Raw genomic sequence first — 17344 nt, 5'->3', positions numbered from 1 at the left:
ATCTCCCTAGAGGGTGTAGACAAAATAAAGTAAACTTCTTGCCTCCTTTCTATGCAGCATTGAGCCATGCCTAAAACTGGACGCCCACCGGTAATCGCTACGCACCATTATCCTCTGCTGGCCAGGCTCGCTCATACGCAGCCTTATTCCAGTCAAGCCGAACTGGCGCAAGCATTCCATGCAGAAACGGGCATCACCGCGCATCCCGACACCTTTGCAAAAGCGCTGAGACTGGCCGGGATCGTTCGAGTAAAGGAACGTGCCAAAGGTAGCTTCCAGCCTCCCGAGCCTCGTAAGTCTTATGGCTATACCGAGGCACACCGGCGTCAGTTGCCGGAGCAACGCTACCCCAGTTGCCTGACTGATGCAGAATGGACGTTGGTCGCTGATTTATTTGAAGTCTCGGGAGGTCGCGGCGTACCGCCTCGCCACTCCCGACGCACTCTTTTGGAAGCCTGCTGTTATGTCGTGCGCACAGGGTGCTCCTGGCGAATGCTGCCTCGCGAGTTTCCCCATTGGGACAATGTCTATAAAACCTTTCGGCGCTGGAGCGCTCAGGGCAAGTTTGAGCAAATGCACGACCGGCTCCGTGCCCAATGGCGAGAGCGGGTGGATCGTGATGAACGGCCGTCAGCCGCTGTTCTGGATTCCCAATCAACGCGCAGCTCTCCCCAAGGCGGTGAAAGCGGTTACGACGCAGGCAAAAAGGTAAAAGGACGTAAGCGAAGCCTTATCGTAGATACCTTAGGCCTTCTTTTGGCCGTGAGCATCAGCGCAGCCAGTGTGCAGGATCGAGATGCGGCAGACGACGCCGTGACCTCCGCGATGGATAAGTACCCGTCATTAAATACCCTGTTCGTCGACAGTGCCTACGCTGGAAAGTGGGCCCAGCGTATGCAGCACACTCATTCGCTCGAGATCCAGGTCATACGAGGAGCGAACAATCGCCGCACCGGGAAATGGCATTCAGAGCAAGGCGATTTGTTCACGGCAGCGCCGGTTGCGAGCGGCTTTGTGGTCATGCCCAAGCGCTGGGTGGTGGAACGGACTCATGCCTGGAATGAGCGAGCCAGGCGGCTGATCATGCACCACGATCGGTTACTGGATGTGAGTGAGGCTTGGGTATGGCTGGCTGAGGCTCGCATGCTCGCTCGTCGACTTACTACTTGATTTTGTCTACATCACTCCTAGTGGACTGAGCGGTTAATTCATTTATCTAATGGTAACGATATGCTGTGCGTCCAATGTCATGGATTGGTTATACGCATGGCCCGACCGACTTCCCCCTTCGCTCTAATGCCTTCCGATCTCATCGCCCTGCAAGGTTGGTTGCGTATGAGTACGCTGGAACAGAGCCTCGCCCAGAGAGCGCGCATCCTGCTTCTACTGGCTGACGGATTGACGCCCAAGGCCGTTAGCGAGCAGTTGCAGGTCACGCCGCCGACGGTATTCAAGTGGCGAAAACGTTATCTGGAGGCGGGAATCGAAGGGTTGAGCGATCTGCCGCGCAGCGGCCAGCCACTCAAACTTGGGCCCGATAAAATCAACGAAATCCTGACACTGACCACCCGGCGTGTACCCCAGGAAGCCGCTCACTGGAGCGTCCGTTTGATGGCCAAGTATGCGCGGGTTACCACATGGCAGGTGCGGCAGGTCTGGGCCGCTTCCGACCTCAAACCCCATCGTCTGAAGACCTTCAAAATCAGCAACGATCCTCATTTCGCCGACAAGGTCGTCGACGTGGTCGGGCTCTATCTGAACCCACCGGATAACGCCCTGGTGTTGTCGGTTGACGAGAAAACCCAGATCCAGGCTGCGGATTCCACGCGCATTTGGACACCCATTCCACGAACACTTGGACAGCGATTCCACGCTGACTTGGACACTCATTCCACGGCCACTTGGACACTGATTCCACGAGCATTTGGACAGTGATTTCTCACTGATCCGACCCACGCTCAGGCAGGCGGCAACGCAGGACTATTCACTACCATCGGCCTCTTTTATCGAAGCGAAGAGGTCGTCGTGGAGCGTATAGCCACCTGCGCTCGCCGCACAAAGGCCGCCACACTACCCACACCGAGCACATGCCCAAAAGTCACCGCGAACACGCCGAGTGGACGCCGCAACGGCTGATCCGCTGGGCAGAGCAAACCGGGTCGAACACGGCTGGCGTTATCGCCTACATCCTCGAACGCCGAATCCATCCGCAGCATGGCTTCCGCGCCTGCCTGGGCATCCTGCGCTTGAGCAAACAGCACCGCGAAGAGCGGCTGGAAGCCGCTTGCCAACGTGCGCTGGCCCTAGGCGCATGCAGTTACAAGAGCCTCGAATCGATCCTGCGCCAAGGCCTGGAACGGCTACCTCTTGCCCAGCAAAACCTGCCGTTACTGCCCGATGAACATATCAATCTGCGCGGCCCTGGCTACTACCACTGACTGAAAAAGGAGCACGAACATGTTGCCCAACCCGACACTCGACAAGCTACAAACCCTGCGCCTGCATGGCATGATCAAGGCGCTTGGCGAACAACACGCAACGCCTGACATCAACGATCTCAGCTTCGACGAACGCCTCGGCCTGATGGTCGACCGCGAGCTGACCGAGCGCGAAGACGCCCGCCTGACGACTCGCCTCAAAGCCGCACGACTGCGCCATAACGCCTGCCTGGAAGACATCGATTACCGCAGCCCTCGTGGCCTGGACAAGGCGCTGATCCTGCAACTGGGTAGCGGCCAGTGGCTGCGCGATGGCCTGAACCTGATCATCGGCGGGCCGACGGGCGTAGGCAAAACCTGGCTCGCCTGCGCGCTGGCTCATAAAGCTTGCCGCGACGGTTACAGCGTGCGCTATCTGCGCCTGCCGCGCTTGATGGAAGAACTGGGCCTGGCACACGGCGACGGCCGCTTCGCCAAGCTAATGGCCGGCTACGCCAAGACCGACCTGCTGATCCTGGATGACTGGGGACTGGCACCGTTTACCGCTGTGCAACGCCGCGACATGCTCGAACTACTGGACGACCGCTACGGCAACCGCTCGACGCTGGTGACCAGCCAGATGCCGGTGGACAAATGGCATGCACTGATCGGCGATCCGACCTTGGGCGACGCGATCCTAGACCGGCTGGTGCACAACGCATATAGGATCGAACTGAAGGGCGAATCTATGCGCAGGCGCGCAACGAAATTGACGACGGCAGGGACTTCAGACTAACAATGCAAACCTGCGTCGCTGCGCTCCGACTGCCTGTCCAAGTGGACGTGGATCAGGTGTCCAAGTGCGCGTGGAACGAGTGTCCAAATGATCGTGGGCTGAGTGTCCAAGTGTCGTGGAATCCGCATCCAGACGTTGGATCGCACCCAACCGATGCTGCCGCTACGCCCAGGTCAAGTTGAGCGTCGGACCCATGATTACAAGCGCCATGGTACGGCGAGTCTGTACGCAGCTTTCGACATCCTGACCGGCCAAGTAATCGGACGGATTACCCCGCGCCATCGAGCCAAGGAGTTTCTGGCTTTTCTGCAACAGATTGAACGCAGCACGCCAGCCGAACTGGATCTGCATGTGATTCTAGATAACAGTTCGACCCACAAAACGGCTGCAATCAAGCAGTGGCTGGAAAAGCATCCGCGTTTCAAATTGCACTTCACACCAACCAGCGCGTCTTGGCTGAACGCCGTGGAAGGTTGGTTTGCACAACTGGAAAGACGAGCGCTATACCGGGGTGCCTTCACCAGCGTCGCCGACCTAAAGGTGGCTATCCGTCAATTTATCGAGACTCATAATGAGCATTCAGCCAAGCCGTTCAAGTGGAATAAAACGGCTGAGGCCATCATAAGCTCGGTACATAAAGCGAAGCTGAGCGTGATAAAAAATAAATTAATGGATTAACCGCTCAGGCCACTAGGGATTGTCTGACGTAGGCCGCTATTCTTCGACTGCTGAGCCATAGGTGCTTTCAAAAAAACGGCAGCCGTTCAGAATCGATCGAGTCTGCCGCCTATTCCATCCATTTTTGTCGTTGCACGCGCCTCGCAGCAGCTATTTCCCTCATTAAGGACGTACCTCTCCTGCGCTGGAGAGCAAATATCGGCGCGCCATCCAGAGGTTTGACAGAGCAAATAGCGTCATCATTTGAGCAGTGTTCTCGGCGATTTTAAAGTTAGTTGTCGCGTAAGCATGTCACGCCGCCTTTGATGTTTGATGCAGTACCGCCTTCCGCTCCCGGTTAAGGCACACCATCGGTGCCAGTGACCGGTTCCTGATGTTGCTGCTCCAGCGCTCCGGGTGCCGTGCGCGTGCCGCCTCGTACAGCTCGCACGCTTGCGCAGCGGCCCTTCTGCCTGGCCGGTAGCGCTGCTCCGGGGGGGGGGGGGGGCACGAACCTCAGAGCGCTGTGACGATGTTCATGGTTGTACCAGGCCACGAAGCGGTTCACTCGGGCCTGAAAGGATTCGAAATATAGCTTTAGAAGCGGAAAAGTCGATAAGGGTTAATGAAGGCGGCTGGTTCGGGTGAACGTGCTCAGAACGCCAATTGGCCAGGGGTTCCATTGCTTGGTAGCGCTGGCCTGTTGTTATGGATGAAGATATTAAGAAATCGGATATCATTTGTTGAAATACGGATATCTCCCTGCCTCCGTTTCGTGGCATCGTAAACCTCTATTGAAAGTAATAAGGTAATAATGGTGGGAGTAGACATGCCCGAATCACAAAAATAAGCATTCACTCGTTTCGTGTTGGCAGTAACATGGAAGGTAGTCGTGCTGAATAGAACCTTATGGGATGTGCTGGATTAATGTCGGTAGCGCAATATAAAATTGCAAAATCTAGAGTTTAGCTACTAGGGTTTGGCTATTGCGAGCGCATACTGAATATTCGCTTCATGTGTTCCAGGAAGGCGGCTTGTCACGGTGGTTCGTCGGGCGCTGTATTGAAGCTTCGGGTCAGCAAGAGAAAGAAGCTTGTTTTTTATTCTAACAAGAGCATCTTGAAGGAGAGTATAGGTCATGAGTTCAATAATAAATAAAGAAGTGCAGGAAGCCCCTTTGAAATGGGTGAAAAACTGGTCTGACGAGGAGATTAAAGCGCTCGTTGATGAGGAAAAGGGGTTGCTTGATCCACGTATTTTCTCTGATCAGGATTTGTATGAGATCGAGCTTGAGAGGGTGTTTGCTCGATCCTGGCTGCTGCTTGGGCACGAGGGGCACATTCCCAAAGCCGGGGATTATCTGACCACCTACATGGGTGAAGACCCAGTAATTGTAGTGAGGCAGAAAGACCGGAGCATTAAAGTCTTTTTAAACCAATGTCGGCATCGCGGTATGCGTATTGAGCGATCGGATTTTGGCAACGCAAAGTCATTTACCTGCACTTATCACGGGTGGGCCTATGACACCGCCGGTAATCTGGTCAATGTACCCTACGAGAAAGAGGCTTTTTGTGACAAAAAAGAGGGTGACTGCGGGTTCGACAAGGCCGACTGGGGGCCGCTGCAAGCGCGGGTGGATACTTACAAGGGGCTGATTTTTGCCAACTGGGATACCGAAGCCCCTGATTTGAAGACCTATCTGAGCGATGCAACACCCTATATGGACGTGATGCTCGATCGGACCGAGGCAGGTACTCAGGTCATCACCGGTATGCAAAAGACGGTAATCCCCTGTAACTGGAAATTCGCCGCCGAGCAATTCTGTAGCGATATGTACCATGCGGGAACGATGGCGCATCTTTCAGGTGTATTGTCCAGCCTCCCGCCTGAAATGGATTTGTCCCAAGTAAAGTTACCGTCAAGTGGGAATCAGTTCCGGGCTAAGTGGGGTGGACATGGGACCGGCTGGTTCAATGACGATTTCGCACTTCTGCAAGCCATCATGGGTCCTAAGGTTGTCGATTACTGGACCAAAGGTCCAGCTGCTGAGCGTGCAAAAGAGCGTCTGGGTAAAGTTCTTCCGGCTGATCGCATGGTTGCTCAGCATATGACCATTTTTCCGACATGCTCATTTCTTCCTGGCATCAATACAGTCCGTACTTGGCACCCACGTGGCCCTAATGAGATCGAAGTTTGGTCTTTCATCGTAGTGGATGCTGATGCACCTGAAGATATCAAGGAAGAATATCGTCGGAAAAACATCTTCACCTTCAATCAAGGGGGAACCTACGAGCAGGACGATGGCGAAAACTGGGTGGAGGTTCAGCGGGGATTGCGCGGCTACAAGGCTAGAAGTAGACCTCTTTGTGCCCAGATGGGGGCGGGTGTGCCAAACAAGAACAACCCGGAGTTTCCTGGAAAGACCAGCTACGTTTATAGCGAAGAAGCTGCGCGAGGGTTCTACCACCACTGGAGCCGCATGATGTCCGAGCCGAGTTGGGACACGCTAAAGTCTTGAGCAGATAAAGTGACCGAAAAAAGCAATCACTTTCATCGGGTTTCTACCGTGGTAGACAAGGGTTTAGCCTGTTTTTTGGTTGCTGGAAGTGCCTAAGTGAATTGATTAACTTGGGTAAACCCCTGGCTTTGTCGGGGGGATTTACTCGGGTGCATTCCAAAATGTACAGCTGTGCGTTTGGTGATAATCGTCATGCTATGGATTTGCTATTTGCATGAGCCGAGTGCAGGTCGCCCAACATATATACAGGAAACTAATTATGACATCCGCTGATTTGACAAAACCCATCGAGTGGCCAGAAATGCCCGTCAGTCTTGAATTGCAAAATGCCGTTGAGCAATTCTACTATCGCGAAGCACAGTTGCTTGATTATCAAAACTATGAGGCCTGGCTGGCTTTACTGACCCAAGACATCCAATATTGGATGCCAATTCGTACTACTCATACATCCCGGAATAAGGCGATGGAGTACGTGCCCCCCGGCGGTAATGCCCATTTTGACGAGACGTATGAGAGCATGCGTGCGCGCATTCGGGCGAGGGTTTCGGGGCTTAACTGGACTGAAGATCCACCGTCGCGCAGCCGGCACATTGTAAGCAACGTTATCGTCCGCGAAACTGAGAGTGCTGGTACTTTGGAAGTTAGTTCTGCGTTCCTTTGTTACCGTAATCGATTGGAGCGTATGACGGACATCTATGTCGGTGAGCGTCGAGATATTTTGCTCCGTGTAAGTGACGGGCTGGGATTCAAAATTGCCAAGCGAACGATCTTGCTCGACCAGAGCACGATTACAGCGAATAATCTCAGCCAGTTTTTCTAACTAGGGAATGCTGGCCACTTACCCTATACCCAGCCTATTCATGAGAGCGGCCTGAAAATGAAGAGGAGCTACCCGATAGCTACGCAAACTAATCGCGCTCGCCCTTTCCTGATCGCGATCGGTATCTTTTACTTGGCCAATCTCCTCGGGACTTTGCATTTCAGCAGCCTGCGGCTGTTCGGCATGATGTATTCGGGTGTGGATTTGCAGGTCGGCGCTCCGGTATTCACCCTGCTGCAGGATGCCTGGGCCGTAGTCGGGCTGCAGCTGGGGGGCACTGGGCTGGTTGCGTTGTGGGGCGCACGTCAGCCCGTGCGCTTCATGGCGGTTGTCCCCGTGGTCATCGTCACGGAAGTGCTCGACGGTATCTGGGACTTGTACAGCATCGTTTGGAGTCACGAAGCCATGTGGTTCGGGCTCCTGACGTTCGCCATCCACGTGGTGTGGATCGTCTGGGGGTTACAGGTATGGCGCGTGTCGTCTCGCCGGTCATCTGGGTTAACCGTCCCAACCTCCTGAATCTGTGGGCCTGAATTGAACTCTGTCATTTCCCATGCGCGTCGACGTTATCCGGCCGCTTGCGCCAAGCTGGCTGCCGGATTTAATGAGTAGTTAAAGTTAGCTATAGAAACTCTGAAAAAGGCTTGACCTCATGAGATATCCAGTCTGCAGTCCGCGTGGTTACTGGCGTGCATTTTCCGAGTGCGTACTTTTTCAGACCAACTCTATAATAAGAGACAAAAAAGAATGACTTTTTCCAAAGTTTGTGAAGTATCTGATGTGCCCGTCGGTGACGCCTTGCAGGTTGAAAGTAAGGGCGAAGCCGTCGCGATTTTCAACGTCGATGGAGAGTTGTTCGCAACACAGGACCGTTGCACTCATGGTGACTGGTCCTTGTCCGAAGGCGGCTACCTAGAGGGTGACATTGTCGAATGCTCGCTGCACATGGGTAGGTTCTGTGTCCGCACGGGCAAGGTAAAAGCAGCACCGCCCTGTGAGCCGCTGAAGATATATCCGATTCGAATAGATGGCAGCGATGTGTTCGTAGACTTTGATGCCGGGTATCTAGCGCCATGATTAAATCAATCGTCATTATTGGTGCTGGCTTGGCTGGCGCAACTGCCACTCGCTATCTTCGCGCCCAAGGATATCAGGGAAAGATCCATCTGGTCGGGGAGGAGTTGCATGTGGCTTACGATCGCCCCTCCTTATCCAAGGACACCCTGTCAGGAAAAGTGGTCGAACCACCCGCGATCCTGGATCCTTGTTGGTATGCATCGGCCGATATAGATCTCCATTTAGGTGTACGCGTGACCGGTATTGATGTGGTAAACCACCAGGTACTTTTCGAATCCGGTGACATTCTAGCCTACGACCGACTGCTATTAGCCACCGGCGCTCGCGCGCGGCGTATGGCTATTACGGGAAGCGAGTTGGCCGGCATTCACACCTTGCGTGACCGCGCCGACAGCCAGGCGCTGAGGCAGGCGCTTGAGCCGGGCCAGTCTCTGGTAATTGTCGGCGGTGGCCTGATCGGTTGCGAAGTGGCGACCACTGCTATTAATGCCGGTGCCCACGTCACTGTTCTGGAGGCCGGGGACGAACTGCTGTTGCGAGTGCTAGGCCGATCAACCGGGGCCTGGTGTCGCAACGAGTTGGAGCGTTTGGGTGTCCGGGTTGAACTGAACGCACAGGCAGCGCATTTCGAGGGCGAGGGACACGTGCATGCCGTCGTTTGTGCCGATGGACGTCGGATAGCAGCTGGCACAGTTTTGGTGAGCATCGGTGCAGAACCAGCCGACGAACTGGCACGTGCGGCCGGTATCGCATGTGAGCGCGGCGTGGTAGTTGACGCTACGGGTGCAAGCTCATGTCCTGCAGTATTCGCGGCAGGTGACGTAGCAGCCTGGCCCCTGAGGTCCGGTGAACTGCGCTCGCTGGAGACCTACCTGAACAGCCACATGCAGGCTGAAACTGCCGCCGCGGCCATGTTAGGCAAGTCTATCCCGGCTCTTCAGGTGCCAACCTCTTGGACGGAGATTGCAGGGCATCGGATACAGATGGTTGGCGACATCGAAGGCCCCGGAGAAGTTGTCTTGCGCGGTAACGTCGAGAATGGTCAGCCGCTGGTGCAGTTCAGGGTTCTTGATGGTCGCGTTGAAGCCGCAACGGCTATCAATGCCCCGAAGGATTTTTCCGTTGCAACCCGATTGGTGGCTGACCACATTCCTGTATCGGCCACAAAATTGCAGGACGCTAGCTCTAACTTGCGGGATTTTATGAAAGCTAAAGCTGAGCGATGCGAGTGAACGTCGACTTATTCTTAATAACTAGAAGAGCTTAAAAGTGAAACTAAAAGAAGAAGTTATATTAATCACAGGGGGCGCATCTGGACTGGGGCATGCCCTTGTGGAACGGTTCGTGGCCGAAGGTGCCAAGGTGGCTGTCCTCGATAAGTGTGCCGATCGACTTCAACAGTTGGAGTCTGATCACGGCGAAGATGTGGTATGCATTGTCGGTGATGTGCGTTCAATGGAAGACCAGAAACTGGCTGCCAGTCGTTGTATTGCCAAGTTCGGGAGGATTGACACTCTGATCCCCAACGCCGCTATCTGGGATTACAACACGGCACTTGTCGATCTACCTGAAGACAGTATCGACAAAGCATTTGATGAAGTATTTCAGATTAATGTTAAGGGCTATATTCTCGCCGTCAAGGCATGCCTGCCAGCGCTGGTTGCCAGCCGAGGCAGCGTGATCTGCACGATCTCGAATGCAGGTTTTTACCCCAATGGCGGTGGTCCTCTTTACACGGCGACGAAGCACGCAGTGGTGGGGCTGGTGCGCGAGCTGGCATTCGAGTTGGCACCATACGTCCGGGTCAATGGTGTGGGGGTTGGCGGTATCAATACGGATTTGAGAGGACCTTGCTCGTTGGGAATGAGTGAGCAGTCGATATCGAATGTGCCGTTGGCTGAGTTGCTGCAGGACGTACTGCCAATCGGCCGCCTGCCTGACGCCGAAGAATACACAGGAGCTTATGTGTTTTTCGCCACGCGTGGCGACTCTGCGCCCGCCACCGGTGCCTTACTGAATTATGACGGAGGCATGGGCGTTCGCGGACTTTTTTCCGCAGTCGGAGGTAAGGACCTGCTCGAAAAACTTAACATTGATTGAGGAGATGAAAATGGGCATTAAAAGCTTGGGTTACATGGGGTTCTCTGTAAGTGATGTACCGGCATGGCGCTCGTTCCTCACCGAAAAAGTGGGTTTGATGGAGGTTGTTGGCTCCGATGAGAATGCCTTATACCGCATGGACTCACGCAGTTGGCGGATTGCCGTGGAAAGGGGGGAGGCTGACGACCTAGCATTCGCCGGTTATGAAGTTGCCAATCCGCTGGCCTTGAAGCTGATTACGGAGCGGCTACGGGAGGCTGGTGTTCAGGTGAGGACCGGCGACACTGAACTGGCAGAAAAGCGTGGCGTGATGGAACTGGTCTCTTTTGAAGATCCATTTGGAATGCCGCTGGAAATTTACTACGGGGCTACCGAACTATTCGAGCAGCCTTTCGTTTCTGGCACTGGTGTCACTGGGTTCCTGACTGGTGACCAAGGAGCTGGGCATTATTTTTATGCTGTCCCGAATATTGAAGAAGGACTGGCTTTCTATACTGGCATACTGGGTTTCCAGATGTCCGACGTCATTGATATAGCTATGGGTCCGGATATTACAGTGCGGGGATACTTTCTTCATTGCAACGGGCGCCACCACACAATGGCGATCGCGGAGGCTCCGTTACCCAAGAGAGTTCACCATTTTTTGCTGCAGGCCTTGACGCTGGATGATGTAGGTCATGCGTACGACCGAATCGATGGATTGGGCGACAAATCTACCGACTCCAATCTTCGGGTGCCGGCAAATAGTGATATTAGGTCCAGCAGGATCACGGCGACGATCGGACGCCATGTCAACGATCACATGATTTCCTTTTACGCTGAGACGCCGTCCGGGTTTGAGCTTGAGTTTGGTTGGGGCGCGCGCGACGTAGATGACCGGTCTTGGGTGATGACGAGGCACAAGCGCACGGCCATGTGGGGTCATAAATCTATGCGTAATAAGTAAGTACTTGGTCCGGAGTTAATATTTACTGAGGTTTTGCACTTACAGTCTGTTGCCGCATGCCGCACTGTACAACTCTGTCCTGGGGTTAGATTTGATCAATTTTGATAAGCTTTGATCTGGCCAGTAAGGAAATGGAGTAGGGCTAAATACTTTCGCCACTAGCTGATCTGGTTATCTTTCGGCGCTGGAGCTTGAGCTGAAATGTACTTAATGGGGTTCGGCAATGGAGCAATATGTAAGCCGTGTATAACCTGGCTTTGGCCACAGCGGTGCCCTGGAACCAATAGCCTTAGCGGTGCAACCGCACTTTTCGATGAGGAGCTCAATACAGTGCTGAGTATGAGTCTCACCCATAATTAATAAACAAACACTTAATCAATGGAAATCCGGCCAACATGTCACCTGAACTCATCGAAACTCTCGGCGACGAGCTCTATGCTGCCCTGTGTTCGCGCACAGTGGTGGACCCGCTGACTAGCCGCTACCCAGATATTACGATCGACAATGCATATCACATCCAGCAGCGCATGATTTCACGCCGCCTGCAGGCCGGCGAGAGGATCGTTGGCAAGAAAATCGGCGTTACCAGCGCCGCGGTGATGAACATGCTGGGCGTGAGCCAGCCCGACTTCGGCTACATGCTTGATGGCATGATCTATGGCGATGGTGCGGCCATCGACGCTGCTACGTTGATCCAGCCGAAGGCTGAAGGAGAAATCGCCTTCGTACTGAAGAAAGACCTGATGGGGCCTGGAGTCAGTGCGGCCGACGTACTAGCCGCCACCGAAGGCGTTATGGCCTGCTTCGAGATCGTCGATTCACGCATCACCGACTGGAAAATCCACATTCAGGACACAGTGGCCGACAACGCATCCTGCGGTGTGTTCGTGCTAGGTGATCGCATGGTTGATCCGCGAGGGCTTGACCTGCGCACCAGCGGAATGGTTTTGGAAAAAAATGGCGAAACGGTGGTCACCGGTGCGGGCGCCGCTACCATGAATTCTCCTGTCAATGCGGTAGTTTGGCTTGCAAATACACTGGGCAAGTTGGGCATCCCACTGAAGGCCGGCGAAGTGATCCTGTCGGGAGCACTCGGTGCAATGGTCCCAGTCAAGGCCGGCGATAACTTGCGCGTTTCGATAGGCGGCATCGGTAACTGTTCGGTGCGTTTTCATTAAAGCAGAGAGTATGTGAGATGAACAAAATTAAATGCGCACTGATCGGCCCCGGTAACATTGGTACCGACTTGCTTTATAAGTTACAGCGCAGCACGGTGTTGGAGCCGGTATGGATGGTCGGTGTAGACCCGACTTCTGAAGGCTTGCGGCGCGCTGCCGCCATGGGATTGAAAACTACCTCCGATGGCGTTGATGGTCTGTTGCCGCATATCGCAACAGATGGGATCCTGATTGCCTTCGATGCCACTTCGGCCTATGTCCACGCAGAAAACTCGCGCAAGCTCAACGAGCTAGGTGTGATGATGATCGACTTGACCCCGGCTGCAATCGGTCCTTTCTGTGTGCCGCCGGTGAATCTTCTTAAACATGTTGGCCAGGGTGAAATGAATGTCAACATGGTGACCTGCGGTGGCCAGGCCACTATCCCGATGGTCGCTGCGGTGTCACGTGTGCAGCCTGTAACTTACGGAGAAATCGTAGCCACCACTGCATCCAAATCGATAGGCCCCGGCACCCGCGCCAATATTGATGAGTTCACCCGTACTACCGGCAGTGCAATTGAGATAGTCGGCGGCGCGAAAAAGGGCAAGGCCATTATTATCATCAATCCGGCCGAACCGCCGATGATTATGCGCGACACCGTGCATTGCCTGACTGAAACCGAACCTGATCGCGAAAGAATCACTGCTTCGGTGCAGAAAATGGTCAAGGAAGTCCAGAAATATGTTCCCGGTTACAAACTAGTTAACGGGCCGGTATTTGACGGTAAGCGCATCTCTCTGTTTCTGGAGGTTGAGGGTCTAGGTGATTACCTGCCCAAATATGCCGGCAATCTTGACATCATGACTGCCGCAGCTGTTCGCACTGCGGAGATGTTCGCTGAAGAAATTAGTAGCGGAAAACTTAAACTCGGTCCGACGATAGAGACGCAAAAATAACTGCTGCGTGAGGAATAAAGCATGGCACTCAAAGGCAAAAAAATTACTGTTCATGACATGACACTGCGTGACGGCATGCACCCGAAGCAGCACCAAATGACGCTGGAACAAATGACCAGCATCGCGCGGGGACTAGACGCTGCCGGCGTGCCGTTGATCGAGGTCACGCACGGCGATGGTTTGGGCGGCTCGTCAATCAACTATGGTTTTCCCGCTCATACCGACGAGGAATATCTGTCGTCGGTGATCCCTCTGATGAAACAAGCCAAGGTGTCTGCGTTGCTACTGCCTGGTATCGGTACCGTTGACAATCTAAAGATGGCGCACGAACTGGGTGTGCATACTATTCGTGTGGCTACCCATTGTAGCGAGGCCGATGTCTCGCAGCAGCATATCCAATATGCCCGCAATATAGGCATGGATACGGTCGGCTTTCTGATGATGGCGCACATGGCATCGCCTGAGCAGCTACTGGAGCAGGCGCTATTGATGGAAAGCTATGGAGCCAACTGCATCTATTGCACTGATTCGGCCGGCTACATGTTGCCGGAAGACGTTAAAGCACGCATTGGATTGCTGCGGGAGAAACTCAATCCGGAAACCGAGCTCGGCTTTCACGGCCATCACAATTTGGCAATGGGCGTGGCTAACTCTTTGATGGCGGTTGAATACGGAGCCAACCGGATCGATGCCGCGGCTGCAGGTCTCGGTGCTGGTGCCGGCAATACGCCGATGGAAGTTTTCATAGCAGTTTGCTCCCGGTCCGGGATCGAGACTGGTGTCGATGTGTTCAAAATCCAGGATGTAGCCGAAGATTTGGTGGTGCCGATGATGGATTTCCCGATCCGCATTGACCGCGACTCGCTTACACTAGGTTACGCCGGTGTATATGGCTCATTCCTGCTATTTGCCAAGCGGGCAGAGAAACAATACGGAGTGCCAGCACGTGACATCCTGGTTGAGATGGGCCGGCGCGGCATGGTCGGAGGCCAGGAAGATATGATCGAAGATACGGCGCTGACCATGGCCCAAGCCCGCGGTCTAATTCCATCTTAGTGCGCGGAGGGATTAATTCGGATGCTTATAAAAATACAGAAGCTTGATTGGGTCGCGGCAGTTCGCCAATTCATTCTGCTGGATATATTCGATCGATACTCAAGGCGACTAGGCGAATGACCCAGGCGTTTTGCGGAAATGCCTAATTCCTAGTCTAGTGTCCTGTCTCAGAAATAAGCTGTTCGCTTTTGACGGTGTCTGTTGCCGCCAGGCTACGTTGCCACTCGTCAAAAAGAGAACGTATTTCTGAGACAGGGCACTAGTTGATTACGAAATATTGAATAATAAACATTGCTTCAGCAATGTGCGTCGGTACGTGTTTCTGCTGAAAGTATAGTGAAATCTCTTGGCCACGATAAACTCGAAGTTGGATACAAAGGTGCGGTGTTCGTCTGGTCATAACCAATAACCCACTTAGAATAATAAGAGATATAAATGATGAGAATACTGATTGGCGCAATAAGCACAGCGGTATTGGCGGTCACCTCTCAAGAGGTCCTGGCTACCAGCGATGTATTTAGGTTCGTTGGGCATGGGCCCGTCTCAACAGCGATGGGCGGAGCAGCAACCGCATTCGATGTGGGAGCGGCCGGTATGATGACGAATCCGGCGACGCTGTCTTTGATGCCGCCAGGGTCGGAAATTCAACTGGGGCTGGATTTTGTACTGACTGATATAGAGGTTAAAAACCAGGCTACTGGAGAAACTGCCCCCTCCAGAGATCACTCAAAAAACCGGGGCCCTTATGCCGCCCCTCAGTTGGCTTACACCTATCACAGTGGCTCCTGGGGACTCGGCTTTGGTGTCTTTGCTCAAGGAGGGGTTGGAACGGAATACGGGCGCAACAGTTTTTTGTCTCGTGCCACTGGCGGACTTGATACTGGACTCGAGAACTCAAGTCGGCTATTGACCTTGAACATTCCGTTTGCGGTGAGCTACGAAATCAACGAAAAATTGGCTGTGGGGGCCAGTGTCGACGCCGTGTGGCAGGGCTTGAACCTGGAGATGTTGATGGGGGCGGATCAGGTTGGTTCGCTGATCGGAGCGGGCCGGGCGAGAGGTAGTCTTGTTCCTGTGCTTGGGGGCCTACCTGACTTTCGTGGTGCGCATTTGAGTTTTACCAAGAATGAACCGGTGGCAAGTGGTGTGGATGCGTGGGGTATCGGCGGACGGCTAGGTATGATCTACAAAGTCACACAAGATACGGTCTTGGGTGCTGCGTATTCTATGGAAAGCCGGATAGCTGATATGGAAGGTAATGCAACTTTGACGGCGGTCGACGCGATAATAGGCCAAGTTGCGCTGGCAGGTAAGGTCAAGATAAGTGACTTTCAAACTCCCGCACAATTGAATCTTGGTATAAGTCATCAGCTCAATGAACAGTGGTTGTTTGCTGCGGACGTTTCCCGAATATTCTGGAAGCACGCAATGAAGGATATTGATGTTGGCTTTGTGCAGAATAATGGTGGCAACATCGATATTCTAATGCCGCAGAATTACAAAGATCAGACGGCTCTTTCGCTTGGAGTTGCCTATCAGACTGGCAAGTGGACGCTGCGAGGTGGTGCCCGCATAGCAACTCAAGCGTTGCGCTCCGATACTATGCTCGCGGTAATTCCTGCCATTCCCAACAGGTTTGGTTCTGCAGGGTTTTCTTATCAGTTTTCACCGGAAAACAGGGTGGACTTTGCCTGGACCCATTCTTTTAAGAAGAAGATGGATAACAACAGCCAGCCCAACACATCCGAACCAATAAAGGTGGAGCATGCTCAGGATAGTTTCAGTATTGCGTATGTCAATAGATTCTGAATGTTTCGAACTGTTTGTCTGGGCGAAATCCAGCGAACAAACTAAAAATTAAGTAAAAATCATGGTAATTTAGGATCAAAAAAATGGCAAACCTGGAAATAGGTAAAAGTATTTTAGCTGCAGGGGTTCTAACAAACTATCACGATGTCGGGGAGGGACAGCCTGTGATACTAATTCATGGTTCTGGGCCCGGCGTGAGCGCTTATGCGAATTGGCGACTGACCATTCCTGCTCTGAGCAAGTTTTATCGTGTTATCGCCCCTGATATGGTTGGTTTTGGCTTTACGGATCGACCTGAAAACTATAATTATTCCAAGGATAGTTGGGTTGACCATATAATCGGTATTATGGACGCCCTGGAAATAGAAAAGGCTCACATCGTAGGTAACTCATTCGGTGGGGGGCTGGCGATTGCTACCGCGCTTCGTTATTCGGAGCGCGTTGATCGTATGGTTCTGATGGGGGCGGCCGGTACTCGCTTTGACGTGACAGAGGGCCTGAACGCGGTGTGGGGTTACACGCCGTCGATAGAAAACATGCGTAATCTCCTCGATATATTCGCTTATGATCGCTCCTTAGTCACCGACGAATTAGCGAGACTTCGATATGAGGCGAGTATTCAGCCAGGATTTCAAGAGTCATTCTCCAGCATGTTTCCTGAGCCGCGCCAACGCTGGATAGACGCGTTGGCTAGCTCGGATGAAGATATCAAGACTCTTCCCAATGAGACACTGATTATTCATGGTCGAGAGGATCAGGTTGTTCCTCTATCCAGCAGTCTGCGTCTAGGCGAACTTATCGACCGGGCGCAGTTGCATGTTTTCGGGCGATGTGGGCACTGGACACAAATTGAGCAGACTGACCGATTCAATCGTCTTGTGGTCGAGTTTTTTAATGAGGCCAACACACCTAAACTAGTGGGTCGTCCGTAAAGTTCGTTTATCTGGTGTGCGGTCTCCCAAATAAAGCTCCTCATGCCTGTGAGGCAATTGCCTCACAGGCTCGCTGTATCTTGTTCAAAATATCTTCCCC

14 protein-coding genes and 4 pseudogenes are annotated in these 17344 nt (G+C 53.3%); 17 read left to right on the top strand and 1 reads right to left on the bottom strand.

Annotated features, from left to right (window positions below):
* Nucleotides 1-66 precede the first annotated feature (66 nt).
* The 5 genes and pseudogenes from JZ00_RS29255 to JZ00_RS30630 all read left to right on the top strand — a co-directional run.
* Nucleotides 67-1170, top strand: a complete 1104-nt coding sequence (locus JZ00_RS29255; protein ID WP_039594669.1) for an IS5 family transposase — start codon at nucleotides 67-69, stop codon at nucleotides 1168-1170.
* Between the two features lie 96 nt (nucleotides 1171-1266).
* Nucleotides 1267-1902 (top strand): annotated as a pseudogene (locus JZ00_RS29250) (IS630 family transposase); the annotation flags it as partial.
* Nucleotides 1903-2036: 134 nt separating this feature from the next.
* Nucleotides 2037-2438: pseudogene (locus JZ00_RS29245) on the top strand (IS21 family transposase); the annotation flags it as partial.
* Between the two features lie 19 nt (nucleotides 2439-2457).
* The gene (istB, locus tag JZ00_RS29240) at nucleotides 2458-3213 is read left to right on the top strand and encodes an IS21-like element ISPsy14 family helper ATPase IstB (RefSeq protein ID WP_039594667.1); all 756 of its coding nucleotides are present in this window, start codon (nucleotides 2458-2460) and stop codon (nucleotides 3211-3213) included.
* A 123-nt stretch (nucleotides 3214-3336) separates the two neighbouring features.
* Nucleotides 3337-3891, top strand: a pseudogene (locus tag JZ00_RS30630) (IS630 family transposase); the annotation flags it as partial.
* Nucleotides 3892-4053: 162 nt separating this feature from the next.
* Here the strand turns inward: JZ00_RS30630 and JZ00_RS31040 are convergent.
* A pseudogene (locus JZ00_RS31040) lies at nucleotides 4054-4155 on the bottom strand (IS5/IS1182 family transposase); the annotation flags it as partial.
* 853 nt (nucleotides 4156-5008) lie between these two features.
* Here JZ00_RS31040 and JZ00_RS29230 point away from each other — a divergent pair.
* From JZ00_RS29230 to JZ00_RS29175, 12 genes are all read left to right on the top strand, one after another.
* Nucleotides 5009-6388 (top strand): SRPBCC family protein, encoded by a 1380-nt coding sequence (locus JZ00_RS29230; protein WP_039594666.1) that lies wholly within the window; start codon nucleotides 5009-5011, stop codon nucleotides 6386-6388.
* Nucleotides 6389-6647: 259 nt separating this feature from the next.
* On the top strand, nucleotides 6648-7208 hold the full coding sequence (locus JZ00_RS29225; protein WP_046510211.1) for a 3-phenylpropionate/cinnamic acid dioxygenase subunit beta: 561 nt from the start codon (nucleotides 6648-6650) through the stop codon (nucleotides 7206-7208).
* A gap of 57 nt (nucleotides 7209-7265) precedes the next feature.
* Nucleotides 7266-7727 carry a BphX family protein gene (locus tag JZ00_RS29220; RefSeq protein WP_046510210.1) on the top strand — a complete coding sequence of 154 codons (462 nt, stop codon included), beginning with the start codon at nucleotides 7266-7268 and terminating at the stop codon, nucleotides 7725-7727.
* A gap of 228 nt (nucleotides 7728-7955) precedes the next feature.
* A complete protein-coding gene (locus JZ00_RS29215) occupies nucleotides 7956-8285 on the top strand; it encodes a non-heme iron oxygenase ferredoxin subunit (protein ID WP_082112145.1) in 330 nt (109 codons plus the stop codon).
* A complete protein-coding gene (locus JZ00_RS29210; protein WP_039594665.1) occupies nucleotides 8282-9517 on the top strand; it encodes an NAD(P)/FAD-dependent oxidoreductase in 1236 nt (411 codons plus the stop codon). The genes JZ00_RS29215 and JZ00_RS29210 overlap by 4 nt, the downstream gene beginning before the upstream one ends.
* Before the next feature lie 37 nt (nucleotides 9518-9554).
* The gene (gene bphB, locus JZ00_RS29205) at nucleotides 9555-10385 is read left to right on the top strand and encodes a cis-2,3-dihydrobiphenyl-2,3-diol dehydrogenase (protein ID WP_039594664.1); all 831 of its coding nucleotides are present in this window, start codon (nucleotides 9555-9557) and stop codon (nucleotides 10383-10385) included.
* A 10-nt stretch (nucleotides 10386-10395) separates the two neighbouring features.
* Complete coding sequence (bphC, locus tag JZ00_RS29200; RefSeq protein ID WP_152668485.1) at nucleotides 10396-11331, top strand: biphenyl-2,3-diol 1,2-dioxygenase; 936 nt, start codon at nucleotides 10396-10398, stop codon at nucleotides 11329-11331.
* A gap of 395 nt (nucleotides 11332-11726) precedes the next feature.
* Nucleotides 11727-12509 (top strand): 2-oxopent-4-enoate hydratase, encoded by a 783-nt coding sequence (dmpE, locus tag JZ00_RS29195; protein ID WP_039594663.1) that lies wholly within the window; start codon nucleotides 11727-11729, stop codon nucleotides 12507-12509.
* Nucleotides 12510-12526: 17 nt separating this feature from the next.
* The gene (locus JZ00_RS29190; RefSeq protein ID WP_039594662.1) at nucleotides 12527-13447 is read left to right on the top strand and encodes an acetaldehyde dehydrogenase (acetylating); all 921 of its coding nucleotides are present in this window, start codon (nucleotides 12527-12529) and stop codon (nucleotides 13445-13447) included.
* A 21-nt stretch (nucleotides 13448-13468) separates the two neighbouring features.
* On the top strand, nucleotides 13469-14503 hold the full coding sequence (dmpG, locus tag JZ00_RS29185; RefSeq protein WP_039594661.1) for a 4-hydroxy-2-oxovalerate aldolase: 1035 nt from the start codon (nucleotides 13469-13471) through the stop codon (nucleotides 14501-14503).
* A gap of 435 nt (nucleotides 14504-14938) precedes the next feature.
* Nucleotides 14939-16312 carry an OmpP1/FadL family transporter gene (locus JZ00_RS29180; protein WP_039594660.1) on the top strand — a complete coding sequence of 458 codons (1374 nt, stop codon included), beginning with the start codon at nucleotides 14939-14941 and terminating at the stop codon, nucleotides 16310-16312.
* A gap of 83 nt (nucleotides 16313-16395) precedes the next feature.
* Entirely contained in the window at nucleotides 16396-17244 is an 849-nt protein-coding gene (locus JZ00_RS29175) for an alpha/beta fold hydrolase (RefSeq protein WP_039594659.1), read from the top strand.
* The last annotated feature ends 100 nt before the right edge of the window (nucleotides 17245-17344 follow it).

This window comes from Pseudomonas frederiksbergensis (assembly GCF_000802155.2).
Lineage (GTDB): Bacteria > Pseudomonadota > Gammaproteobacteria > Pseudomonadales > Pseudomonadaceae > Aquipseudomonas > Aquipseudomonas frederiksbergensis_A.
The sequence above is the reverse complement of the archived record's forward strand: the minus strand, read 5'-3'. Positions and strand labels throughout refer to the sequence as shown.

Bases quoted from the DNA above. Each gene is read 5' to 3' on its own strand.
- JZ00_RS29255 (WP_039594669.1), top strand. From the start codon at position 67: ATGCCTAAAACTGGACGCCCACCGGTAATCGCTACGCACCATTATCCT.
- istB (WP_039594667.1), top strand. From the start codon at position 2,458: ATGTTGCCCAACCCGACACTCGACAAGCTACAAACCCTGCGCCTGCAT.
- JZ00_RS29230 (WP_039594666.1), top strand. From the start codon at position 5,009: ATGAGTTCAATAATAAATAAAGAAGTGCAGGAAGCCCCTTTGAAATGG.
- JZ00_RS29225 (WP_046510211.1), top strand. From the start codon at position 6,648: ATGACATCCGCTGATTTGACAAAACCCATCGAGTGGCCAGAAATGCCC.
- JZ00_RS29220 (WP_046510210.1), top strand. From the start codon at position 7,266: ATGAAGAGGAGCTACCCGATAGCTACGCAAACTAATCGCGCTCGCCCT.
- JZ00_RS29215 (WP_082112145.1), top strand. From the start codon at position 7,956: ATGACTTTTTCCAAAGTTTGTGAAGTATCTGATGTGCCCGTCGGTGAC.
- JZ00_RS29210 (WP_039594665.1), top strand. From the start codon at position 8,282: ATGATTAAATCAATCGTCATTATTGGTGCTGGCTTGGCTGGCGCAACT.
- bphC (WP_152668485.1), top strand. From the start codon at position 10,396: ATGGGCATTAAAAGCTTGGGTTACATGGGGTTCTCTGTAAGTGATGTA.
- dmpE (WP_039594663.1), top strand. From the start codon at position 11,727: ATGTCACCTGAACTCATCGAAACTCTCGGCGACGAGCTCTATGCTGCC.
- JZ00_RS29190 (WP_039594662.1), top strand. From the start codon at position 12,527: ATGAACAAAATTAAATGCGCACTGATCGGCCCCGGTAACATTGGTACC.
- dmpG (WP_039594661.1), top strand. From the start codon at position 13,469: ATGGCACTCAAAGGCAAAAAAATTACTGTTCATGACATGACACTGCGT.
- JZ00_RS29180 (WP_039594660.1), top strand. From the start codon at position 14,939: ATGATGAGAATACTGATTGGCGCAATAAGCACAGCGGTATTGGCGGTC.
- JZ00_RS29175 (WP_039594659.1), top strand. From the start codon at position 16,396: ATGGCAAACCTGGAAATAGGTAAAAGTATTTTAGCTGCAGGGGTTCTA.